The organism is Mesorhizobium sp. BR115XR7A (assembly GCF_020165315.1).
GTDB lineage: Bacteria > Pseudomonadota > Alphaproteobacteria > Rhizobiales > Rhizobiaceae > Mesorhizobium > Mesorhizobium australicum.
On the sequence record NZ_JAIUHW010000002.1, the window covers coordinates 21,085 to 41,507 of the forward strand.

The 20,423-nt window shown below is 59.5% G+C and carries 16 protein-coding genes; 5 read left to right on the forward strand and 11 right to left on the reverse strand.

The annotated features are described in order from the left end of the window. Position 1: 1 nt before the first annotated feature. The 3 genes from LB557_RS04320 to LB557_RS04330 form a co-directional block, all read right to left on the reverse strand. Entirely contained in the window at positions 2-1,063 is a 1,062-nt protein-coding gene (locus tag LB557_RS04320; protein ID WP_224642861.1) for an NAD-dependent epimerase/dehydratase family protein, read from the reverse strand. Between the two features lie 205 nt (positions 1,064-1,268). After that, entirely contained in the window at positions 1,269-2,627 is a 1,359-nt protein-coding gene (locus tag LB557_RS04325) for a DUF4038 domain-containing protein (protein WP_224642860.1), read from the reverse strand. A 20-nt stretch (positions 2,628-2,647) separates the two neighbouring features. Beyond that, the gene (locus LB557_RS04330; RefSeq protein ID WP_224642859.1) at positions 2,648-4,078 is read right to left on the reverse strand and encodes a DUF4214 domain-containing protein; all 1,431 of its coding nucleotides are present in this window, start codon (positions 4,076-4,078) and stop codon (positions 2,648-2,650) included. A gap of 488 nt (positions 4,079-4,566) precedes the next feature. Here LB557_RS04330 and LB557_RS04335 point away from each other — a divergent pair, with 488 nt between their 5' ends. Next, positions 4,567-6,024, forward strand: coding sequence for an oligosaccharide flippase family protein (locus tag LB557_RS04335; RefSeq protein ID WP_224642858.1), 1,458 nt, complete (start codon positions 4,567-4,569; stop codon positions 6,022-6,024). A 64-nt stretch (positions 6,025-6,088) separates the two neighbouring features. Here LB557_RS04335 and LB557_RS04340 read toward each other — a convergent pair whose 3' ends face one another. The 4 genes from LB557_RS04340 to LB557_RS04355 all read right to left on the reverse strand — a co-directional run bounded on the left by LB557_RS04340 (position 6,089) and on the right by LB557_RS04355 (position 11,024). Next, positions 6,089-7,018: a glycosyltransferase family 8 protein gene (locus LB557_RS04340; RefSeq protein ID WP_224642857.1), complete on the reverse strand. Its 930-nt coding sequence runs from the start codon at positions 7,016-7,018 to the stop codon at positions 6,089-6,091. 64 nt (positions 7,019-7,082) lie between these two features. After that, entirely contained in the window at positions 7,083-8,060 is a 978-nt protein-coding gene (locus LB557_RS04345; protein ID WP_224642856.1) for a glycosyltransferase family 2 protein, read from the reverse strand. Positions 8,061-8,173: 113 nt separating this feature from the next. Continuing rightward, complete coding sequence (locus tag LB557_RS04350) at positions 8,174-9,535, reverse strand: polysaccharide pyruvyl transferase family protein (protein ID WP_224642855.1); 1,362 nt, start codon at positions 9,533-9,535, stop codon at positions 8,174-8,176. Between the two features lie 220 nt (positions 9,536-9,755). Continuing rightward, positions 9,756-11,024: a glycosyltransferase family 4 protein gene (locus LB557_RS04355; RefSeq protein ID WP_224642854.1), complete on the reverse strand. Its 1,269-nt coding sequence runs from the start codon at positions 11,022-11,024 to the stop codon at positions 9,756-9,758. A 245-nt stretch (positions 11,025-11,269) separates the two neighbouring features. Here LB557_RS04355 and LB557_RS04360 point away from each other — a divergent pair, with 245 nt between their 5' ends. Next, positions 11,270-12,346, forward strand: a complete 1,077-nt coding sequence (locus tag LB557_RS04360) for a glycosyltransferase family 1 protein (protein ID WP_318013326.1) — start codon at positions 11,270-11,272, stop codon at positions 12,344-12,346. Here LB557_RS04360 and LB557_RS04365 read toward each other — a convergent pair. Beyond that, positions 12,339-13,568 (reverse strand): glycosyltransferase, encoded by a 1,230-nt coding sequence (locus LB557_RS04365; protein WP_224642852.1) that lies wholly within the window; start codon positions 13,566-13,568, stop codon positions 12,339-12,341. The genes LB557_RS04360 and LB557_RS04365 overlap by 8 nt on opposite strands. Positions 13,569-13,826: 258 nt before the next feature. Between LB557_RS04365 and LB557_RS04370 the strand changes: the two genes are divergently transcribed. The 3 genes from LB557_RS04370 (at position 13,827) to LB557_RS04380 (ending at position 16,570) form a co-directional block, all read left to right on the forward strand. Further along, complete coding sequence (locus LB557_RS04370) at positions 13,827-14,699, forward strand: glycosyltransferase family 2 protein (RefSeq protein ID WP_224642851.1); 873 nt, start codon at positions 13,827-13,829, stop codon at positions 14,697-14,699. Between the two features lie 14 nt (positions 14,700-14,713). After that, positions 14,714-16,024 (forward strand): polysaccharide biosynthesis/export family protein, encoded by a 1,311-nt coding sequence (locus LB557_RS04375; RefSeq protein ID WP_140722017.1) that lies wholly within the window; start codon positions 14,714-14,716, stop codon positions 16,022-16,024. Between the two features lie 315 nt (positions 16,025-16,339). Beyond that, positions 16,340-16,570 (forward strand): hypothetical protein, encoded by a 231-nt coding sequence (locus LB557_RS04380; protein ID WP_224642850.1) that lies wholly within the window; start codon positions 16,340-16,342, stop codon positions 16,568-16,570. Positions 16,571-16,582: 12 nt separating this feature from the next. Here the strand turns inward: LB557_RS04380 and LB557_RS04385 are convergent, their stop codons facing one another. The 3 genes from LB557_RS04385 to LB557_RS04395 all read right to left on the reverse strand — a co-directional run bounded on the left by LB557_RS04385 (position 16,583) and on the right by LB557_RS04395 (position 19,904). Beyond that, the gene (locus LB557_RS04385) at positions 16,583-17,386 is read right to left on the reverse strand and encodes a sugar transferase (RefSeq protein WP_224642849.1); all 804 of its coding nucleotides are present in this window, start codon (positions 17,384-17,386) and stop codon (positions 16,583-16,585) included. A gap of 152 nt (positions 17,387-17,538) precedes the next feature. Next, positions 17,539-19,395 carry a GumC family protein gene (locus LB557_RS04390; RefSeq protein WP_224642848.1) on the reverse strand — a complete coding sequence of 619 codons (1,857 nt, stop codon included), beginning with the start codon at positions 19,393-19,395 and terminating at the stop codon, positions 17,539-17,541. A gap of 173 nt (positions 19,396-19,568) precedes the next feature. Then, complete coding sequence (locus tag LB557_RS04395) at positions 19,569-19,904, reverse strand: hypothetical protein (protein ID WP_224642847.1); 336 nt, start codon at positions 19,902-19,904, stop codon at positions 19,569-19,571. Positions 19,905-20,423 lie beyond the last annotated feature (519 nt).

A 20,423-nucleotide genomic window follows, 5' to 3' on the forward strand; every position in this document is an offset into this window, starting at 1 on the left:
CTTATCCGAGCGCCTCCTCCAATGGCTTGGATGCTCCAGCGACCCGCATCCGCTCGTCCAGAAGTCCGCTGGTCAACAGATGCCTGATATGACCGATACGCTGGAAGCGCGGCCCCTCGAATTCCTCCAGCGTGACATTCGACTTCCGGTATGCCTGGTAGAGTTGCTCGGCACCCTTGCGCGCATCCCATTGTGGCCTAAAAGCAGGCAGGGCAAGCGCGATCTTGTCGAAGTTGACCCGATAGGAGCGTTTGTCGGGTCCGGCGTCGGGCGCGAGTTCAAGCCGGCATTCGGGCACGATCTCGGCGACGATCTCGGCGATCTCCCGGATCCTGTAATTGTGGTCGGTTCGTCCCACATTGAAGGCTTGATCGTGAATGGCCTCGCGGGGCGCCTCCAGCCCGGCAATGAATGCCCTGGAAATGTCCTCGATATGGACGATCGGCCGCCACGGTGTTCCATCGGACTTCAGGAGGATGACGCCTTTGGTGACCGCCCACGCGACCAGATTGTTCAACACGATGTCGAAACGGAGCCGCGGCGAGAGCCCATAGGCCGTGGCGGGGCGGAAATAGGTGGGAGAAAAGCTGCTGCTGGCCAGTTCGGAAATATCTCGTTCTGAAAGGACCTTCGACCATCCGTAGGGCGTGACCGGGTTCAGTTCGCCGGTTTCATCGACCATCCCGTCGCCCGCCTGTCCGTAATTGCTGCACGACGAGGCGAACAGGAAGCGCGACACGCCGGCGTCCTTGGCCGCCTTGGCAAAGCGGACGCTGCCCTTATGGTTGATTTCATAGGTGATGTCCGGATCAAGGTCGGACAGCGGGTCATTGGAAAGGGCCGCAAGGTGGATGACGGCATCGAACCCTTCGAGGTCGCGCGCATGCACGTCCCTGACGTCCTTTTGGACAGATGGAATTGAAGCCCGCTCGCCCCCAGCGGCAAAGGTGCAGCGCCGGTAGAGATCGCTGTCATAGCCCGTCACCGAATGCCCGGCACGAAGCAGCATCGGCACCATCACCGATCCGATATAGCCTTGATGGCCGGTTACCATGACTTTCATCGCGCACCTCTTCTCAAACTCGATATTGGTATCCGGGAGGCTACTTGGGCTTGAAGGAACGGGGGAGAACGCCAATGGACGCCCAGGATTCCCCGTTCGAGGAGGCGTTGCCGGCGCTTACCTCTTTTGCAGTGGCGCTCGTCTAATGCTTTCGGAGGAATCGGCGCGTCTTGCCTTGCGTTGCCTGCTGCACGCAATCGCGCGCTCATTGACTTTGCGCTTCGGGGCGGCCTTGAGCTATCAGCTCCAGGATCCAATCCCTGTATCCGCGGCTGTTTAGCTCTGGCGGCTGGAAAACCGTGCGTTCCGCCTTGAAGGGAGAACCTTCGACATCCGTCAGCTCTCCGCTGGTTGGATCGCGCCAGCGAGCGCGGACCGAAGCCGCCGAAAGCTGCGCCAGGTCCACTGTGATGCGGTCGTTGGCTGGCATGTAGACGACAGCGTAGGATCCGTCTTTGGCGGTCGCGGCCACTGCCCTTCCCGTGTCCTTGCCCGTGCCATCGACCAGCAGCCTGTTCTTACTGTCGGGTTCGAGCAGCCACCACTTTATCGATGACATCAAAGCGAAAAGCACCCCCATGCTTTTTGCGCCGGGACTGTCTAGAGCCTCCTTCCAACTCATGGTCTCCCGAAACAAGCCAGGCCCCCCGAAATGCCATATCGGGTTGTTGCCGTACAGGTGGCCAAAGGCGCCTGAGAGGATCGCCTGGTAGGCCTGAATTCGGATTCGATATTCATTGGCGCCGTATTCGAACTCGTAGGCGGTCTCCATCAGGAAGAAAGGCATGCCCCTGCTGAGATTGTACTCCCTGATCGCCGATGTGTAGACCGGCCCATATGTGAAGACGTTGTTTACCTTCAGCCAGGGTTCGCGGCCCCAAAAATCGAGTGGCGCGGTATCGGAAGCGCCATGGACAGTGCTGAGAGCGTCGGGATCCTCGTCCATGATTCCCTTGGCGAGAGCCCTGACGAGATCTTTGTCAGCAGGATTGTAGTCGCCTCCATTGACCCACATGATGTTGTCGAAGTGCCGGTAGCGCCGTCCCACAAAGTGGCCGAAGGCGTTAAGCTTGCCTACCCCGGCGGCGGACATTTCCCGGTACCACCCATCTGCGCCACCGCCATAGCCAAGATATGCAGGAGCGAGCAGCACAAGGAAACCAAGGTCGCATGCCTTCTGCAGAATGCGGTCGGCATGAGCAAAATACGCCTCGTTGGGAGCAACGAAATCGCCATGGTCGGCGAATGGCTTCTCGCCATATGCGTTCGCAGGCGCGTTCCGGGAGAAACGGTGCTCGAGAAGGTTGACCAGTACGGTATTGAAACCGCGCGCTTTCCGGTCTTCAAGGTAAAGATCTGCGTCTTCCTCGGTCAGGTCGCTGATCAGGGACCACGGCGAGTCGCCTTGCATGAAGAACGGACGGCCGTCCTTGTCGAGCGGATAGCTTTTTCCCGATTCGATGCGCAGCGGGAACTTTGTCCCGCTATCGCTTTGGCAGGCCAAGCTTCCCATCGTCATAGCGGCCACAAGGGCGCCGGCCAACAAAAAAGGCGCCATTTGCATTGCCCGGATACTCCTCTCCTTCACCCTGGGGCCGGCACCGTGGATGCTTCGCGAATGGCAGCGTGTTTGGAGTTGAACTCACTTGAATGGACAATGCCGAAGGCGACGTCCTCACGTCTCATGGTGCCAGCGCGCAACTGCCGGGCATAGCTTTCCACCCCATCCTCGTCGGCAGGGCGGTCCAGCAGCAGCAGATAGAGGAAACTGATATAGGCGCGGTCGGTCAGTCCGATCGTGGCATATCCGGTTTCGAAATCGTCCGTGCGCATCATCTCCATGATCATGCTGGCGAGTTGGCTCTGTCCGCTTTCAAGTGCTGCCGACCACCGGGCCAAGCTGGCAGCGTCACCCTCGTGGCCAAGCACGAGGCAGTAAGCGAAGCTTGCCTGCCTGACATAAACGGTTTTGTTCGCGGCCGTGGTCTCGGGATCGCACTCCCGATCCGGTTTGGGCAGCGGCTGTGAACCGCGGGTGAACTCACGCACCGCCTTGTAGGCAGGCTTCGGCTCGCCGACCCTCCATTTGCTATCAGAGGCGGCGGTGAGCCGGACCAATCCCATACTAGCCTCGAAGCTGGGTGCCCAGTAAGTTTCGTCGAAAAGTTCGTAGATTTGCGCGGCCTCGACTTTATACTTCCCGCTGAGTTGGCGAAGCCGCGTCATCGTCTGCTTGATGCCATCGGCCTGCTGCCGCTCGCTGCGCTGACTGCCATAGGGATTGTTGAATTCGGTCACCCAGATCGGCTTCCCGTAGGCCGAGATTTCGCGAAAGGCCCATTCCGGATCTTCGCCATACATATGCCAAACCGAGATGTCCCAATCGACGCCGTCCTGTTTCATCCTCGCGAACGCGCCTGTGTGACCCCAGCCGGCGGTGCCGATCGCCTTCCTAATTCCGGGATCGGCCTGGCTCATGCCTGCGGACAAACCCTTGAGAACGGCACTCACCTTGGCCCAGCGCGGGCCGTAGTAGTCGAGCACTCCCGTTCCTGCCCCCGGCCCCCATCCACACGGATACTTCGAGCCGTCGTCGCGGGTCTCGCAAGGCTTTATTATGGCGAAATTCTCCAGCTCGTTGCCGAGTTCCCAAACCCGGATGTCGGTCTTGAATCTGGTGCCGAGTGCGATCGCCAATGTCCGGCTCTTCGCATAGATTTCGTCAGCGCTATACTTGTCCAAATCGATGGCCGGCGTGAGGACCGGCAGGATTTCGATCCCCCTCAACTTTGCCGCACGCACGAGCTCGGCAAGTACATTTGCGTCATCTTCGTCCGTTACGTTGACCCTGTACGACTTCAGGCCAAGATCCTTTATGAAATCCAGTTGCCTTCCAATCGGGATGCCCGGATACGCCGTTACCGGATGGCCATTGATGCCCCAAAGCAGATCGGCGCAGGCGGGAGCTGCTGTCGCCAGCAGGCAAACTGCAGCGGCTGCGAAACGAAAGGACATTGCGACGGACCTCCCGGTGAAATTCAGGCTGGATAGTCGGTACGGCAACCGCCCGACGCAATCTGCCCATACGGGTGAACGGAGGGCTGGCGCTACTGCTTTCGGAGGTCGCTGCCTATGCATGGTGCCTAGTCAAGCGGAGAAAAGCGGATATCCATGCTCGGCTCCGCACTATAAAGCGTCGCGCTCCGGATCACCTCGGCCGGCTTCAGCCCGAAGAGGCCGTCATCCTTGCTGGCGGCTTCTTCCGGACCAAGTGAAGAGTTGGCCTTTCCACAATGGCCGACCTGATCAGATGGCGGTCCTCTTTCATCCAGCCCATCAGTCTTGACCCGGTTGCGCCGCTGTCCGAGCAGTCAAGTTCCCGTTCGGTTGCTACCGCTTTAGTCGGTGGTCCTTCCCTAGCCTATTGGACGTCATGACCTTCAACCTCGATTGTTGGACTATCCACGGGGGCGCAGGCGACCGCGCCGCGGGGAAAGGACACCATGCTTTCGGTCAGACGCGCACTGTTGATGAGCGTGGGTGAACGCTACGTCTTGCTCGCGACGAACTTTGTCACTGCAGCCTTGATCTCCCGGATACTAACGCCCCAGGAGATCGGGGTGTCGGTAATCGGCATGGCCATTTTGGCAGTAGCTCTGTCCGTGAGGGAGTTCTCCAGTTCAAGCTTCCTCATCCAGAGCAAGGAACTCAGCCGCGAGGATATCCGCAGCGCCTTTACGGTGACGTTCATCCTCACCGGTATCATCGCGGCCGCCATCGTCGGCGCTTCCCCTTTCCTCGCGTCGTTCTACAACGAGCCGAACCTCGTCGCCTATTTCAGGGTCATCTCGGTGTGCCTCTTCGTCGACGCCTCGCTGAGCTTGATCACCGCACTCCTGCGGAGGGAAATGTCCTTCGGCAAGATAGCAGCGATCGACATAGCGGGAGCCGTGACAAACTGTGCAGCCACGATTGGACTGGCATGGGCGGGCTTCAGCTTCATGAGCTTCTCTTGGGCTTGGCTGATCGGCAGTGGTGTTGGCGCGGGCCTAGGACTCGCGCTTTGCCCCCATTTCTGGATATTCAAGCCATCCCTGGCCAATTGGCGCGGAATGATCTCGTTCGGTGGATACAACGGTGCTATCGCCATACTTTTCCGTACATTTGACGCCCTGCCCCTGCTCCTTTTGGGCCGCTTCGTGTCGCCTAATGCAGCAGCCTTGTTCAGCAGGACGCTCTGGATCGGGCAAATTCCCGACAAACTAGTTATCAGCGGTGCAATAGCGGTCGTGCTGCCCGCCTTCTCAGCCGAAGCCAGGCAAGGCAAGGATTTGAAACGCCCCTATCTATCCGCCCTTTCCCTCATCACCGCGCTCCACTGGCCGGCGCTCCTGGTGCTGTCGGTCCTGGCGTACCCGACCGTCGACGTCGTGCTGGGTCATCAGTGGACCGAAGTCGCGCCGCTCGTTCAAATCGTCGCAATCGCGCTGCTCTTTTCCTTCAGCTTCGAACTCAACTACCCCGTAATGGTTGCCATGGGGGCGATCCGGGACTTGTTCATCCGCGCCCTGATCGTCTTCCCGGTTTCGGGGGTTCTCCTGGGCGGAGCCATCGTCTTCGGCGGATTGCACGCAGCTGCCTGGTGCATGTTGGTGACCATTCCCTTCCAGGCATATCTTGCCCTGGGCTTCGTGCGACGCAGGCTGGGACTGAGCTGGAGGGCCATCGCCGCGGCGTTATGGAAAAGCGCCGTTGTTGCCTTGGCGAGCGCGGTCCTGCCTCTGGCAGCTATGGGGATATCCGGTTCCGGCTTCCACCTCTCCCCCATGGAAGCAATAATGGCGGCAGGTTTCGCGTTGGGGGGATGGGCTGCTGGACTGATCGTCACCCGGCATCCCATTGTCGATGAGATCATCAAGATTTTCCCGGCACTCAGGCGTGACCGGGTTTCAGCAGGTTGATCGCGGGTCCTCCCTGCACGGACAACAGCGTGTCACCCGCCTGATGCCAAACGGACCGAACACATCATACCGCTAGAAACTGGTCGATCAGCCGCGAAATCTTGCTCCGGTCGGCGTTCCTGCGCAATCCATTGGCCCAGTACGGCAACCCCAGATACGCAGGGGGGATCTCAAGGCCAAGTTCCTGGCACTCACGCGAAATGCGGCATAGCACGGCTCGCTCCCTGCTATCGGTGCGGTGCGCCCTGGCCGGAAGGAACTTCTCCGGCCCAGTGTAGTGCCGGATCAACGCCCGATGCCAATGACTTGTCTGGAATGCCGACTTCTGGACGTTGAAGTCCAAAGGAAGCGCCTCCCACCTCCGATTGGCAGCAATGTTGAAGGCGCATTGGTCGACGTGGATGCACGACCCGTTCCAATAGGGGCAAAAGTTCGCATGTGTCTGGATCAGGGATTCGTAGCGTTCAGGAATTCCCGAGCAGATCCATCGGGAGACGTTGAGGGCAATCATTCCGGAGTTGAAGTAGCGCCGCTCGAGGCCGTGTTCTTCGCAGTTCTTGAAAAATGCTGGATTGTCGAAACCCGTTGATATGGAAAGATCGGCTACCGCAGCGAGAGGTTGTGTTTTCGGGGCGGCATGTGCGAGATCAAGGGGCCGCATGACAAGCGTGTCGTTGTCAAGGTAGCAGACAACCTCATGTTCGCCCGAAACTGCGGCGATGGCTTCCGATTTTTCATACGCAGTCGACGTTATGTGTCCGTGACCGGGCAAACCCCGATCAACCTGCGACAAGGCGTGCGTCGCCAGCTGATGGCCTCTCGCCTGGAGCACTCGGAGCACCGCAGCCGGGGGCGCCGAGCGAAACCCGGATTGAACGATATGAATGTCTATCTCTCGCGCATGGTTCAACCCCAAGGACAGCACGCTGGCATAGGTCAGGTCGTCGCGCCTGCCGTCGGTCAGGTAAACGACACCGATGCGCTTTCTGCTCACGGCTTAGGCATCCGACCCGGCAGGTCGCTTCCGCGCTCGGAGCCACATGCCTGCCGCGTCGCGATCAATGCCGGCTCCAAACTTCCCCAAGGCGCTGTCGGATGTGGCCAAGTGGATTTGGAAGATGAACCAAGTAGTCGACCGGCGGGACGTAGGCCAGGCTTGGCGAGAGCTCAGCCGCAAACCGCAGCAGATCAAACCCAGCTGGCCGATGGCCGCGGGCGATGTGGGATAGACCAGACCAATATGCCCGCTTGCCAAGATTTCGGTACACACTTCGCCGCAGTTGTTCCACCCCAGGCATGCAGGCCGCTTCGTGCGAAAAGAAACTATCGAAGGCGAGCTTCCTCTCGACCATCTCGCGCTTGAAATCCTGCCAGAACACCGCGGACAGATTCGCTCCGTGCACCCGCCTTATTCCATGGATCGCGTTTGTGACCGCCGCTCTGCGGTTCAGCGAAAGGCGCAAAAACATTTCCAGGTCCTCGCTGTAGGCTATCTCCGATCGAAAATGGCCGACCCGTTTGAGGTCCGAGGTTCTTATCAGCGCCGCACCGCCCCCGAAAAGAACCTTACTGGGGAGGGACCGCTCCAAAGCGAACGATCGCGTCGACAGAAATCGCCAGTCGCCGGCGGCGGGATTCTCAATTACGGGGAAGGGGCGATTCTCGTGCCAGACCAACTCGGCTCCGCACGCAAAGGAAACGCCGGACTCTTTTTCAAGGATCGGTAAGGTGCGATGAAAACAACCATCGACAAGAAGATCGTCAGCACAAAGAATCGCAAAGTACTTCGATTTGGCCCAATCTATACCTTCGTTACAGGAGGCGTGTAGACCGAGATTTCTCGCACGCGCGATGACTGTAATACGCTTGTCTCGCCTGGACAGATTTTTCGCAATATCGACACTGTTATCTGTGGAAGCGTTGTCAACGATTAGGATTCTGATGTCTTCCACCTGTTGCCGAAAAATACTGTCGACAGCCTGGGGCAAGTAGCGCCCATAGCCGTAATTTGGAATCACAATGTCAATTAGTGGCATGGAGCAACCTTCCACATTTGTTGGCCTGGGGCACTACCGGTCCGCTGTCTTCTCGAGACCGCGCCCGCTCTTCGGTTCTCCATTCGCAGATCCAAGCATCGTGCGGGCGGACCTCACGTCGACAAGAGTGGGCGAGACACTGCACGGGCCAACACCTGTGTCTGCAGGAGGGCTGCCTGGACCTCAAGCTGTTGTCTGTACCGCGATACTGTTTCGCGCACCTGCCGCGCCCGCAATTCCCTTTCCGCCAGGAGTGCGTCCAGACCAGACTCGAGCCATTCGACGCTGAAACTCTCCACGCTGGTGCAAAAGGCCGATAGACCCGTGTCGGCTGCAAGAGCATCATGCTTTTCGAGGTATCCCAGAGATATGACAGGGAGACCAACCCGCAGGGCACAGACGACATTGTGAAATCGGGTTGCGACGACGACATCAGTCGTCTGCATTTGCGCCATCACGTCGTGAAGCGATGCAGACCGGGTGTAAACGACCCGAGCCAAATCAGCGTGGGAGAGCAAGCCGCGGAGTTGTTCGATGACGTCGATCACCGCGACCTCGTCATTGTCCTGACCCAGGATAAGTCGAACGGCAAAGCCCCGCATCACAATGCGTGCGACAAACTCCCCGAGCTTGCAGATATAAGCGTTGTAGATCGATTCGTCCCCGCCGGAGCGGCCACGATAATTCATGACCCCGACGCCAACGACAGTGGCTGCCGCGACCCCGCGCTCGACGGGTGGAACTGGAAGGCCAAAGGCAAGGTCGGGGAAAGTCCGGTCGCTAGCAACATTGACGCCGAGGGATCGGATGAAATCGCGTGAGATTCCGTCGCGAAACGACCGGTACGACGCACAGCGGGCAGCCCAGCCAAAGAACACGCGACTGAGCGGGTGATACGCAGGCCCGGCGCCTATGCTGGCAAAGGCAACGACGCATCCACGCAACCTCGCCATCACCAACCATTTGAGAAAAAGGTAGGGCATGCCAAATGGTGTGTCGCCGAAATCATCGAAGGCACCCGTTCCGGGTAGCACGACGGCATGAAAGCCACGGAGCTTTAGGAACGCCCGGATTGGCCCCAGTATCTTATAGGGGGCCCGACCAAGGGTGCGGTTCGCCCGGTCGAGCCAGCGCACCTTGATATCTGGCCGCGTCAGCTTGATGGCTTCAACTGCGAAGACCTTCTTCACATGTTCGGGCGATGTGCAAATAACGGCCAGTTCAGCTTCGGGGCAGATCCGCCGAAGCGTGTCGATCATAGCCTCGAGCGAACCGTCATTGCCGAAATTTCCAACGCCGAACTGCCCTATCAGAGCAATCCGAATTGGCCTCTTACCGCTCGTTGCAGTTGTCTGCCTGGGGGCACCGCCCACGGCAAGTCGATGCTCGCAGGGTTCAAGCACCGTTCCAACTTGCGCATTCTGAGACTGCATGACGAGTCGTTCGCTCTCATTTGGGTGAACATAAGTGTTCACGCGTCAACTTCGGTGGTTTGCGATCAAGGTCACTCGCCCATACTCTTACAATTTCAGGCCCATTTCTTCGCTTCAACTTACGGGTTGGAGGGCACCCCTTTTCGGCTTAGGCATTGCTCCTGAGCGAGATTCAGTTGGTGCAATGAGGCCGAATTCTTTCGGGCTTGAACGTGGCACGGTCACCCTCTTTAGAAGGATTCTTGCGACGTCTGCGGCCCGATCAACTGTCGAATTCCGCGAAATCGGCGTCGACCTGAACCATCAGTTCCAGGTATTTCCACGCGATCCACCGCCAGGAATAACTGCTTGCCCTGGCGCTCCCCTTGGTCACCAGCCACTCGCGCAAGGCTGGGGTGAGCATAAGCTGGCGGACCTTCTCGGCCCACGCATGGACATCGTCGGGATCGGCATAAAGAGCAGAGTCCCCACAGATTTCCGGGAGGCACGGCGAACTCGATGCAATGACGGGACAGCCAGACGCCATCGCCTCGATCGCGGGGAGCCCGAAACCCTCGATGCGTGAGGGGAACAGGAAGCACAAAGCGCCCTCGAGCGCCTTCTTGAAGTCGTCATCGCCTATGCGGCCAAGCAAGACGATGTTGTCGGGCAGTTTCGCAACGTATCGCAGGATCGTGTCTTCGTTGACGTCGCCAGGCATCCACAGATCCAGACCCATGTCATCGAGGAGTGGGGCCAGCCGGGCGAGAAGCTCCAGGTTCTTGTATTCTTGGTCGCCCCGGCCAAGGCAAAGGACATACGGCCTACGCCTATCCACGGCCAGGGACGATTTCTTGGCATCCCATCTCCTGGCATGGTCGCTGCCGTTGTAGGTGACGACGATATTTTCCTCAGGTGCTATTCCAAACTTGATCAGGTGACTTCGCGCCAGCTGTGAGACCGTCGTGATACGAGCGGCCCGCCTGCCGAGCGCTGGGAGGATGAGGCGGTGCGCCCACCGGAAGCCTCTCGCATAGCTCAACGGCATCAGCCTGGTGTGCATGTCGTGGATACAAGCGATTTGACGGCTAAGCATGACGGGAGCGAGGTTGCAGAAACTCAGCAACCCGCCAGGCACATGCCAGGGCAACTGCGCCTGAACCCAAAATTGAGGAAGTCGTGGTCTGTTGAATTCCGGAATGATGCGGACGGCGATCGCCTTAAGGGGCAAGGGTTCGGTTAGTGGGCGTGGGATCAACAGATCCATGTCCAGGTCGCGACCAAGGGGATGACCTTCCGAAATGAGAGCGTCGAGAGCCATGGTCACTTCGCGAGCATAGCGGGCTACTCCATTACGGCGAAGCGTCGTGAAGTCTCCGTTTATCGTCCAGCGTCGCCTCGCCGCCCCCTGATCCCGTGACTTTCGCTCGGGTATACCAACCAAGTATTTGGCGTCTTCGACAAGGGTTCCCGCCAGCTGTGTGCGGTTGTCGTGGCCATTCAACCGCCTTGATGACGGCGACTGCGTCGCATCGAATTCGGAATTGCCCATAACCCTCTCCGGTCCGGCCGCACCTGTGGTCAGATTAGCATTCTCGGTCGCGCACGGCCCTCCAACGTTCGAGGTAGGTTCAACACCGCCCTCGCCCGGCCGGATGAGGCTCCGCGCGAACAGGTGACCGAATGGCCGTAGTGACTGCGCCCCTATGGCCGCTCCACAGTGAAGGTCTCGGGGGTAAGGGCATGCCACGACGTTGGACGATCAATGGGCGCTTTCTTTCCCAGGCGACAACGGGCGTGCAACGTTATGCCCGTGAAATCGTCCGTTCGCTGGACTCGTTGATTGAGGAGCGGGTACCACTTGCCAGCGATCTCCAGCTCCGCCTGCTCTGTCCACCCGGATCCGGGGATATCCCCCTCACGTCCATCGAACGGCGCGAGATCGGTGGCGCGCGCGGGCATGTTTGGGAGCAAGCGCGACTTACCCTCGCTCTCGACGGCGGCGGTCTGCTCAGCCTGTGCAATACCGGGCCGCTGCTTGCCCACAAACATATCGTTTGTATTCATGACGCAAATGTCTGGAACGCGCCGCAGAGCTATTCCCTCGCCTTCAGAAGCCTTTACAGAACGCTGTTGCCTTGCCTTGGCAAGACTGCGTGGGGTATTTCGACTGTGTCCGATTTCTCGCTCGGTGAACTCATCCGCCAAGGCGTGATCCAGGCCCACCAAGCCCTCGTGGCCCCTAACGGCCATGAGCATGTCTTGCGTTGGAAGCCTGAACACTCGGCGCCGACACGGTTGGCGGCCTCCCGGGACACCATAGTCATGATCGGAAGTGCCGCACCTCACAAGAATGTAGACCTCGTCCTGAACATGGCTGACCGGCTTGGAGCAGCCGGGCTCAGGATAGCCATTGTCGGCATGTCGGAATCACGCGTTTACCGGTCAGGTTCTGCGCGCACGCAAGCGCGAAACATCCACTGGCTTGGCCGCGTTTCGGATGGCGAGTTGGCTGCTCTCCTTGCGGACTCGCTCTGCCTGGCCTTCCCGTCGCTTACCGAAGGCTTCGGCCTCCCTGCCCTCGAGGCGATGGCTGTCGGCTGCCCGGTGGTGGTTTCCGACCGCGCAAGCCTGCCTGAGGTCTGCGCGAGCGCGGCCCTATACGCCTCTCCCGACAATCCGGAGGCATGGTTCGACAGCCTCATGCGACTTCATCGTTCTCAGGCGTTGCGAACGGAGATGGTGGCGAAGGGAAGGGCAAGAGCCTCAGCATACAGCTGGAGGGCGACGGCGTTGCTTTATCTCAAGGCCATGGCGGCCGCCGACGGCCTCGACGCACAAACCAAGGGCGCCAGGGTGCGCGAACTCATATGATGTCGTGAAGCGACTGGACTGCCCCGATCGATTCCAGAATCGCGCGATCGAAGTTCTCTTCGGAAAAGCGCGCTGCATTGGCGGTGCAGGCACTGGGGGTGATAGCGTGGCTGTTTTCTTCGAAGCGCACGACCGCCGCCTTGAGAGACTCGATAGTCTGCGCCTTGAACAGCACCCCCGTCGGCTCGGCCGATGACCCCAGGCGCCGCACGATGTCAACCGCGCCGCCTCGGCCGAAGGCAATCAGCGGGGTCCCGCAGGCTTGCGCCTCGGCCAAAGCGATGCCGAAGTCCTCGCAGCCCGCGAAGACCATGGCCTTTGCCCGCGCCAGCGTCTCTACATACTCCTGGCGGGGTAGAAAACCCGAAAACGAGATGTTGGGCCCAGCCAGCGATCGCAAGCTGGCGGATTGCTGTCCCTCGCCAACGACGACCAGCCGTCGCGACGGCATTTCGTTGAAGGCCCTGATGACCAGGTCGGTGCGCTTGTATGGGGCTAGGAAGGATGCCGAGACGTAGTAGTCATCCTTGTCCTCCACACACGGCAGTTCTCCTACGCAAACCGGCGGGAAGACGACACGCGCGTCGCGCCCGTAGATGTGCTGGATTCGGGAACGGACATAGTTCGAGTTCGCCAACATCAGGTCCGGACCATGCGCGGTCCTGGTATCCCACGTCCTCAGCCGGTGCAGCATGTATCGATAGAGAATTCCCTTGGGACCAAAGCCCAACCTTCCCTGCTGAAGATAGGAGAACTGCTCATCCCACGCATAGCGGACGGGGCTGTGCACGTAACATAAATGCGGTTGATCCGGCCTGGTGATGACGCCGCGCGAAAACGCGGCCGAAGAGGAGATCACCGCATCGTAGCCTGTCACGTCGAACTGCTCGATCAGGAAAGGGCAAAAGAAGAAAAGAGACCGGTAGAACTTCCGCACCATGGGAATCCGGTTGGCTGCCGACGTATGGAATTCCACATCCCGGAAATATTGCTCTTTGACGTCGGCCGGCAGAAAATCGAAAAGCGTGAAGACTTCGGCATTCGGAAACTGCTTGCAGATTTGCGCAAGAACCCGCTCCCCTCCCCGGAAGTTGGGGCACCAGTCGTGAACCACCGCTGTTCTCGCGTATCTGTCGACACTTCCCGGCGCGGTCGGCGGTTTCTCGATTGGCACCGCGAATTTGGCGGCGATTGCCAGGTCGGAAGAACGTTCGTGGAGCATGGTTCCCCCCTTGCCGCAGCCAGCAATCGCACTGCCGGCAGTCTCCCTTTCATGCCATGGCTCTTGCAAGTCGTCCGATCGGTTACAGGACGCTGCGAGCGCGGGCCGGCCTAATCCTTTTGGTTGGAGCGAGTCGGCCCGCAATACGCCAAAAGCCTGTGCTCCGAGGTAACCCGGGGCTGTCCTTACCCTTTTATGCAGGCTGTCCAGGTGTGTTCGCCGTCCTAGGGTCGGCGGACAGCAAAACATGGACCTGGCATGAGACTGGCAGTGATTATCCCAACCCTAGGCCGCAGCGCGCAGGTTGCGCGCCTGCTCGGCTATTTGGGTAGCCAGAAAAGACTTCCCGATGAAGTCATAGTGTCCGCGCCCGACGCCACACATGTTGATTTGCCGGCCAGTTGCCCGTTTCCTGTAAAATGTGTTTTCGGGCCGAGGGGGCTGACCGCACAGCGGAACACGGCTCTTGCGCCGTCGCTGGCGCGCTTCGACATCATCACATTCTTCGACGACGATTTCGTCCCATCGGCCGAATACCTGAAGCAGGTCGAAGAAGCCTTTATCACAAATGACGAATGGGCGGTGGTGATGGGCAGGGTCATCAAGGACGGGGCCGCCAATGCTGGCCTCACCTGGGACGATGCCGAAGCGGCACTGCGGGCAGCAGAGGGCACCCGCAGTGCCGGACCTTCGGCAATCGACCATGTGGGTGCATACGGATGTAACATGTCGGTCCGTTCCTCGCTTGTGGGCGATTTGCGTTTCGACGAGCGCCTCGTCCTGTATGGCTGGCAGGAGGACATCGACTTCACCAGCCAACTGAGATCCAAAGGCCGGGTGGTCTGCGTATCCTCGATCAGGGGAGTCCATCTTGGCATCAAGACAGGTCGCGTCAGCGGAGAGCGATTTGGCTACTCCCAGGTTGCTAATGCGATCTATCTGATCAGAAAGGGGTCCGTGCCGGCCTCTTTCGCGCTTCCCCTGATGCTCAGGAATATTGCAGCCAATCTGGCAAAGAGCCTGTGGCCCGAGCCGTATGTCGACCGTAGGGGCAGGCTCAGGGGTAACCTGCTCGCTATCCTGCACGTCGCGATTGGCCGAATCGAACCCGAGTACATCTTGAAAATCTGACGAAGGGGAAGACAATGCGCAAATGGGTTTTGACGATCGCGTCTGCCTCACTGGCCGCGACAGTCGCCGGCGCCTTGCCTTCCGCGGCTGCCGAGTATCTGCTCGGACCCCAAGATAAGGTCAGGCTCAAGGTTTATGAATGGCGCGCATCACGTGATGTGATTTTCGAATGGACGGCTCTCAACGACGCTTTCGTCGTCGGTGCCGACGGCACGCTCTTCCTTCCGTTTGTCGGCCAGATACGCGCGCAGGGCACCGCTCCCGGCGACCTCGCCCGGGCCATCGGCGATCGCTTGATGCGGAACATGGGGCTCGGCCGCCAGCCCGATGTCGCTGTAGAAATTGTGCAGTACAGACCTTTCTACATCGTCGGCAATGTCAAGCAGCCCGGGGAGTTTCCTTATCGGCCCGGACTGACCGTGCTGCAGGCGGTGGGGATCGCGGGCGGCCTGCCCATACGCCAGGACGACATATCGCGGCTGGGGCGGGAAGTCATCTCAGGCCAGGGCGATGTGGGTTTACTGGCGCTGAACAATGTCAGCCTTCTTGCCCGCAAGGCGCGCCTCGAAGCCGAACTGGCCGGCAGCGAGGAGATCTCGTTTCCTGCGGAATTGAACGACAGGGCTTCCAACCAAACCGTTGCATCGACAATGGACCAGGAGCGCAAGATCTTTGCGATCGGCAAGGACGCGCTGACGACGCAACTGCGTTCACTCCATGAACTCCGGGACTTCCTGGAAAAGGAACTGGACTCGCTGGGACAGCAACTGACATTCCACGACAAACAGATCGAGCTTGTCCAGAAGGAGCTCGCGAGTGTTTCGACGCTTGTCGAGAAGGGACTGGCGGTTGCACCACGCGAGCTATCGCTTGAGGGGACGGTCGCGCAGATGCAAGGGGACAGGCTCGCTGCCGAGACCTCGCTGCTGCGCGTGAGGCAGGAGATCAGCAAGACCGACATCGAGATTCTCAACATCAGCAACCGGCACGCCAGCGAAGTCGCCGAAGGTTTGCGCGAAACCCAGCTGCAGCTCAACGAAGTCACCAGCAAGGCCGATACCGCGGTGCAGTTACTGCACGAAACCGAGATTGCAGTCCCCGCCCTGCTCGCTCTGAGGCAACGCTCCGAAAGTGCCAAGCCAATCTTCAAGATCGTCCGGACGACGGATAGCAGCACAGCCGAACTTCCCGCCGAGGAGACGACAGCATTAGAACCCGGCGACACAGTGAAGGTCGAGATCCCGGCGCCGGACGCAGGTCTGGCTAGCATACCTGCAGGCGGTAGCCTTCAGGCCGAGACGGTTCCGGTTCAGGGCATCAATTGATCAAGTCCGCGATCCGCCAGGGCAACTGACCAGTTGGCTGATCGGTCCCCCCGCATCAGATCCTGTGACGCTCTCGATCGCCTCCATATGATCGGCTTGGCTTGTGCCCTGAAACCACGGCGGCCGAAGCCATTCAGGAAGATCAGGAAGATGAAGCAAGACTCGGCACTCAAGCCGACCGTCTAGGCAATGCTCGCAGCACTTGCCTTGCTCTTTGAGGCCGCATATCAGTGAGCACCGTGGGCCCTCGGGCCCCGGACGGAACCTTGTGCCGCAGTGAGTTGATCCGTCCTGCCACTGGAGATGTCGGTGCTCATGACACTAATCGCCCTGGCGGCTGCGGGCGCTCTCATAGGCCTGCGGTTCAAGGTTTCCGCCCTTCTCGCAGCCACTGCCCTGCTTGCGATTGGAAGCTTGGCCTGGAACGGCTTTGGATTTCCGGGCCATGTGAGCGTCCTCAAATTCCTGATGCTGGCATTCGTGTTGGCAGGCGCGTACATCATCGGCGTGTTTGTGTCCGTCCGCTGGAGGCAAACCGCGGAGTGACGGGTAACGGGGTTAGGAGGTCCTGTCGAAGCGCATCACCGCGAAGACGGTCCTGAACAGGATCACGATGTCGGACCAGACAGACCAGTTCCGAACATAGTGGCTGTCCAGCGCCACGCGCGTGGCATAGTCCACGCTGCTTCTTCCGCTCACCTGCCAAAGACCGGTCAGCCCCGGCCTGGCGCGGAGATAGTCCGCTACGTGGTCGCCGTAATGCTGGAGCTCTTCCTTTACGACCGGCCTCGGCCCCACGCAACTCATGTCGCCACGGACAATGTTGTAGAGCTGGGGGAGTTCATCGAGGCTTGACCTTCGCAGCATTCGCCCGAGGAACGTCACGCGCGGGTCGTTCCTGATCTTGTGGGTCTTCTCCCACTCCATTCTGATGTCGGGATTGGCTTCGAGGCAGGTTTTCAGAACGGCTTCCGAATTGGCGACCATCGAACGGAACTTGTAGCAGTTGAACGGTCTTCCGCCGAGGCCGACCCGGCTGTGCGGGAACACCGCCGGGCCGCCTGTCGTGATTCTGATGAGCAGGGCAACAGCAACCATTACCGGCGCGGCCATGACAAGCGCCGTGACCGCTATGATCAAATCCAGGATTCGCTTCAGAAGACCTCCCACGGGAGGATTCATAGAACCTGCCCTAATGGCGGGTGACAAGTCGATCAACAACACCCCGCCACTGTCGTGGTCGGGAGCCGAAACAACATGCAGGACCGCTCGGTTGTCGGCTGCCACCGGAACGGATGGCTGGCCCCAACTCGAGGGTGCGAGATGTGACTGCTTTTCGAAGGCGTTTGTCATGACGATCATTGTTTCGAATTGTTTGACTCTGACACTTTCCCAATCTGGGGGACGCTCGGCAAGAAAGGCAAAGGAGGTAGCGCTACGCGCCCCACCCTAACCCTAATGCCAAGGGATGATCCGGAACGTCTTGCAGGCTTTCAACGACGCATCTGCCCTTCTCATGTCGTGCGCTGTTTGGATGTCATCGCCCGAGCGTTCGCCAAAAGGGCTCCAAGCACATGCGCCCTGCTGGCCTGCAACGCTCTGACAAGGTCCCGCAGCGTTTCGGAATGCGTCTTGCCCCATTCCGCAACGATGACGACACCGTCCAGAACGGATCCGACCATCAGTTCGTCGGCTCCCGAGGCCAGTGTCGGCAGGTCAACGATGACAACGTCGTAAGCGCCAAGTTCGTGATCGGCGAGACCAAAAGCTGTAACTTCCGAGAGGAACGCCTCCATGTTGCGTGGCGTCAACAAGTCGGTGCCCTCCACCACGGAACTGCGAAGCAGGTCGAACGATCGGCCTGGTGCGCGCACGATGCTGAGCCGGATCGGGTCCTGGCACAGTCTGTCATAGGCAACCGAGCGGCCGAGCAGCCGCATGGTGGTCACCGATCGCCGGACATCGGCGTCGATCACCAGCGTCTTTAGACCCGACATCGAGTAAAGCGTGGCGAGATTGCTGATGACGGAACTCTTGGGACTGCCGTTGGATACGGCGGTCAACCCGAGGAATTTGACCTGATGGTTGGTTTCCGCAAGGCTGATCTCGGCCCGTGCCTTCCTGAGGCACTGGCTGTATCGCGAGTAGGGACGTCTTTTGACCTCGTCAATGTGACCAGATTCCATTCGCTTGCTCGTCAAAGGCAACTCTCCGAGGCACTCGATGCCCAGGTTCTCCCTGATGTGCCGCGGCGACCTGACGGTCCAATCGAGCGTGTGCCTCACAAACGAAATTCCGATGCCGGCAATGAGCCCGGCAATCGCGGCGAAGGCAAGGACCAGTTTCGGCCTTGGAGCGCTCGGATAAAGCGGCGCTGTCGCGGCCGTGATCACCCTCGCGTCGGCCACCGGATACGATTGCTGGCTCACCGAGTTGGTGTAGGCCTGGAGAAAGCTTTCATACATCTTCTGATAGGTCTCGGCGGTCACCTCGAGCTCTTCGAGCGTCGGCACGGCGTTGACGCCGTCCGTGGCATTGGCCTCTTCATTGTTGGCCTCATTGCCGACGCTGTAGTCGTGCCGAGAACGGAACTCCTGAGCCTTCGCCATGGCCGCGTTCATTTGCGCACGAAGTTGCTGAAGACGCTTCTCGAGCCACGCGCCACCTTCCCGTGCGGCGTCGGCCTTGGTTTCGATCTGTTCATGCACGAAAGCATCGGCCGTGGCGTTGGCAATGTTGGATGCGCCCTCGGGATCAACGGAGGTGAAGGAAATGTCTATGGCGTAGGAAACACCGACCCTGCGGATATCGAGGCCGTCACGGAAACTCGACATTGTGTGGCGGAATTTCTGATAGTCGCTCAGCGATGCGGCGGGTTCTGGCATGCCCAAGCCGAAATACTCCCATAGCGAGGTCAGCCGGGCGCTTTTTTGGGCTCCCAAAGCGTCAGCCAGGACCATTTTTATTTTTCTGAATGCCTCCGGCAAAATCGGCGCGTGTGGACGATTGAACTTAGGGTCTTCGACGAGTTTCAGCTGCTCAATGACTATCGCGGCGATTTTTTCCGACTGCATCACTGCGATCTGGCTTTCCACCTGCGCGGTGTCCAATGACAGGTTTACTTCTCCGCCCTCCTGGAGATGTTGCGGCACTTTCGGCTCGATCAGGATCTGCGCACTGGCGGTAAACACCGGGTCGGTGGTCGAGTTGTAGAACCAGGCCACCAAGAGCGCGGCGCCAAGGCAGGCAATGATCGTTCTGAGGTAACGCCGCAAAAATCCGGTTATATCAGCGAGGCCGATAAACTCCTGGCTGATGGCACCCTGCTTGTTCGTTGTCGCAGGCCATTGATGAGGCAACATGCGGTCCATTCAACTTCTCCTGCAGGCGTGCGGGAAACTCCGGCGCACGCGCCATCCTGATGCAGGCGAAGCATGTTGTCCGGCCGATGTCTGGTGGAAAGCTGCGGCCCCGCGATCCCAGATTGCCCCAAAAGACTATCCCGGCGGTGCGGAAGGTAAACGCCGCCAATTGGCGTATGCGGCTACGTCCTATGGGAGGGAAGAAGGCGCTGCAATTCTGCTTGAGTCCTGCGCACGAATGACAGCTGCCGCTGCAGCGAGACCTGCCGTTTGTGATTCAACATCATATTATGTGTGAGCGTATCGATCCTGACGGAGATAACGTCGAGGGTTTCGCCGTTCTCGAGCGCCTGCACAGAAAACGCGGCGCAGTCCGCCATCGCGTTTTCCGACGGATAGAGTTGCGTCGCCTCCTTCTCGATTTCGACTTGCGTGGCCTGAAGAAGGCGAACCAGCCGGCCAAGGCGCCTTTCATCGACATATTCGCGCGACGGGGACCTCAATGCGGGAAGCGGCATTTTGCGGCCCAATCCTTAACGTGAGCGCCCGAATGGAACGCATGTGCCAGAATACAAAACGCTCTCGCCTCTACGAGACATCCTTTCGGCGGCCGATTGGCATCTCCTATTGGATGAGGGGAGCGTATCTGGGTGTCAGGACTGCCCGAATTCCTGACGAGGCCGGCGCCCCACAGCATGCTAAAACCCTCCCTCGTGAGCGATTTCGGAGCGGAAGGTGTCCTTTACAAACTCAATTGCATCACGACGCGGTGTCGGGCCGGCCGCCGCGCTGGATGGTAGTGGACGTGACTTGGGCAGCCATTTGATCGCTGCCTGGCGCCCAATCGCCGGGCTGTTCCTTGGCGGCCTGGTCCAGGATGTCGGCATGGCTTTTCGCAGTCTGCCTGCCTCACGCCGCTGCTGCCAGCTCCTCGCCGGGGCCACAGTGACAGCCTCGTCGGAGAAGCCTATCATCCGGCTCTGGTGCGCTGCTCCGTCCAAAGGGCGCCACGACATGGTCGATGCTCTCGACCTGCA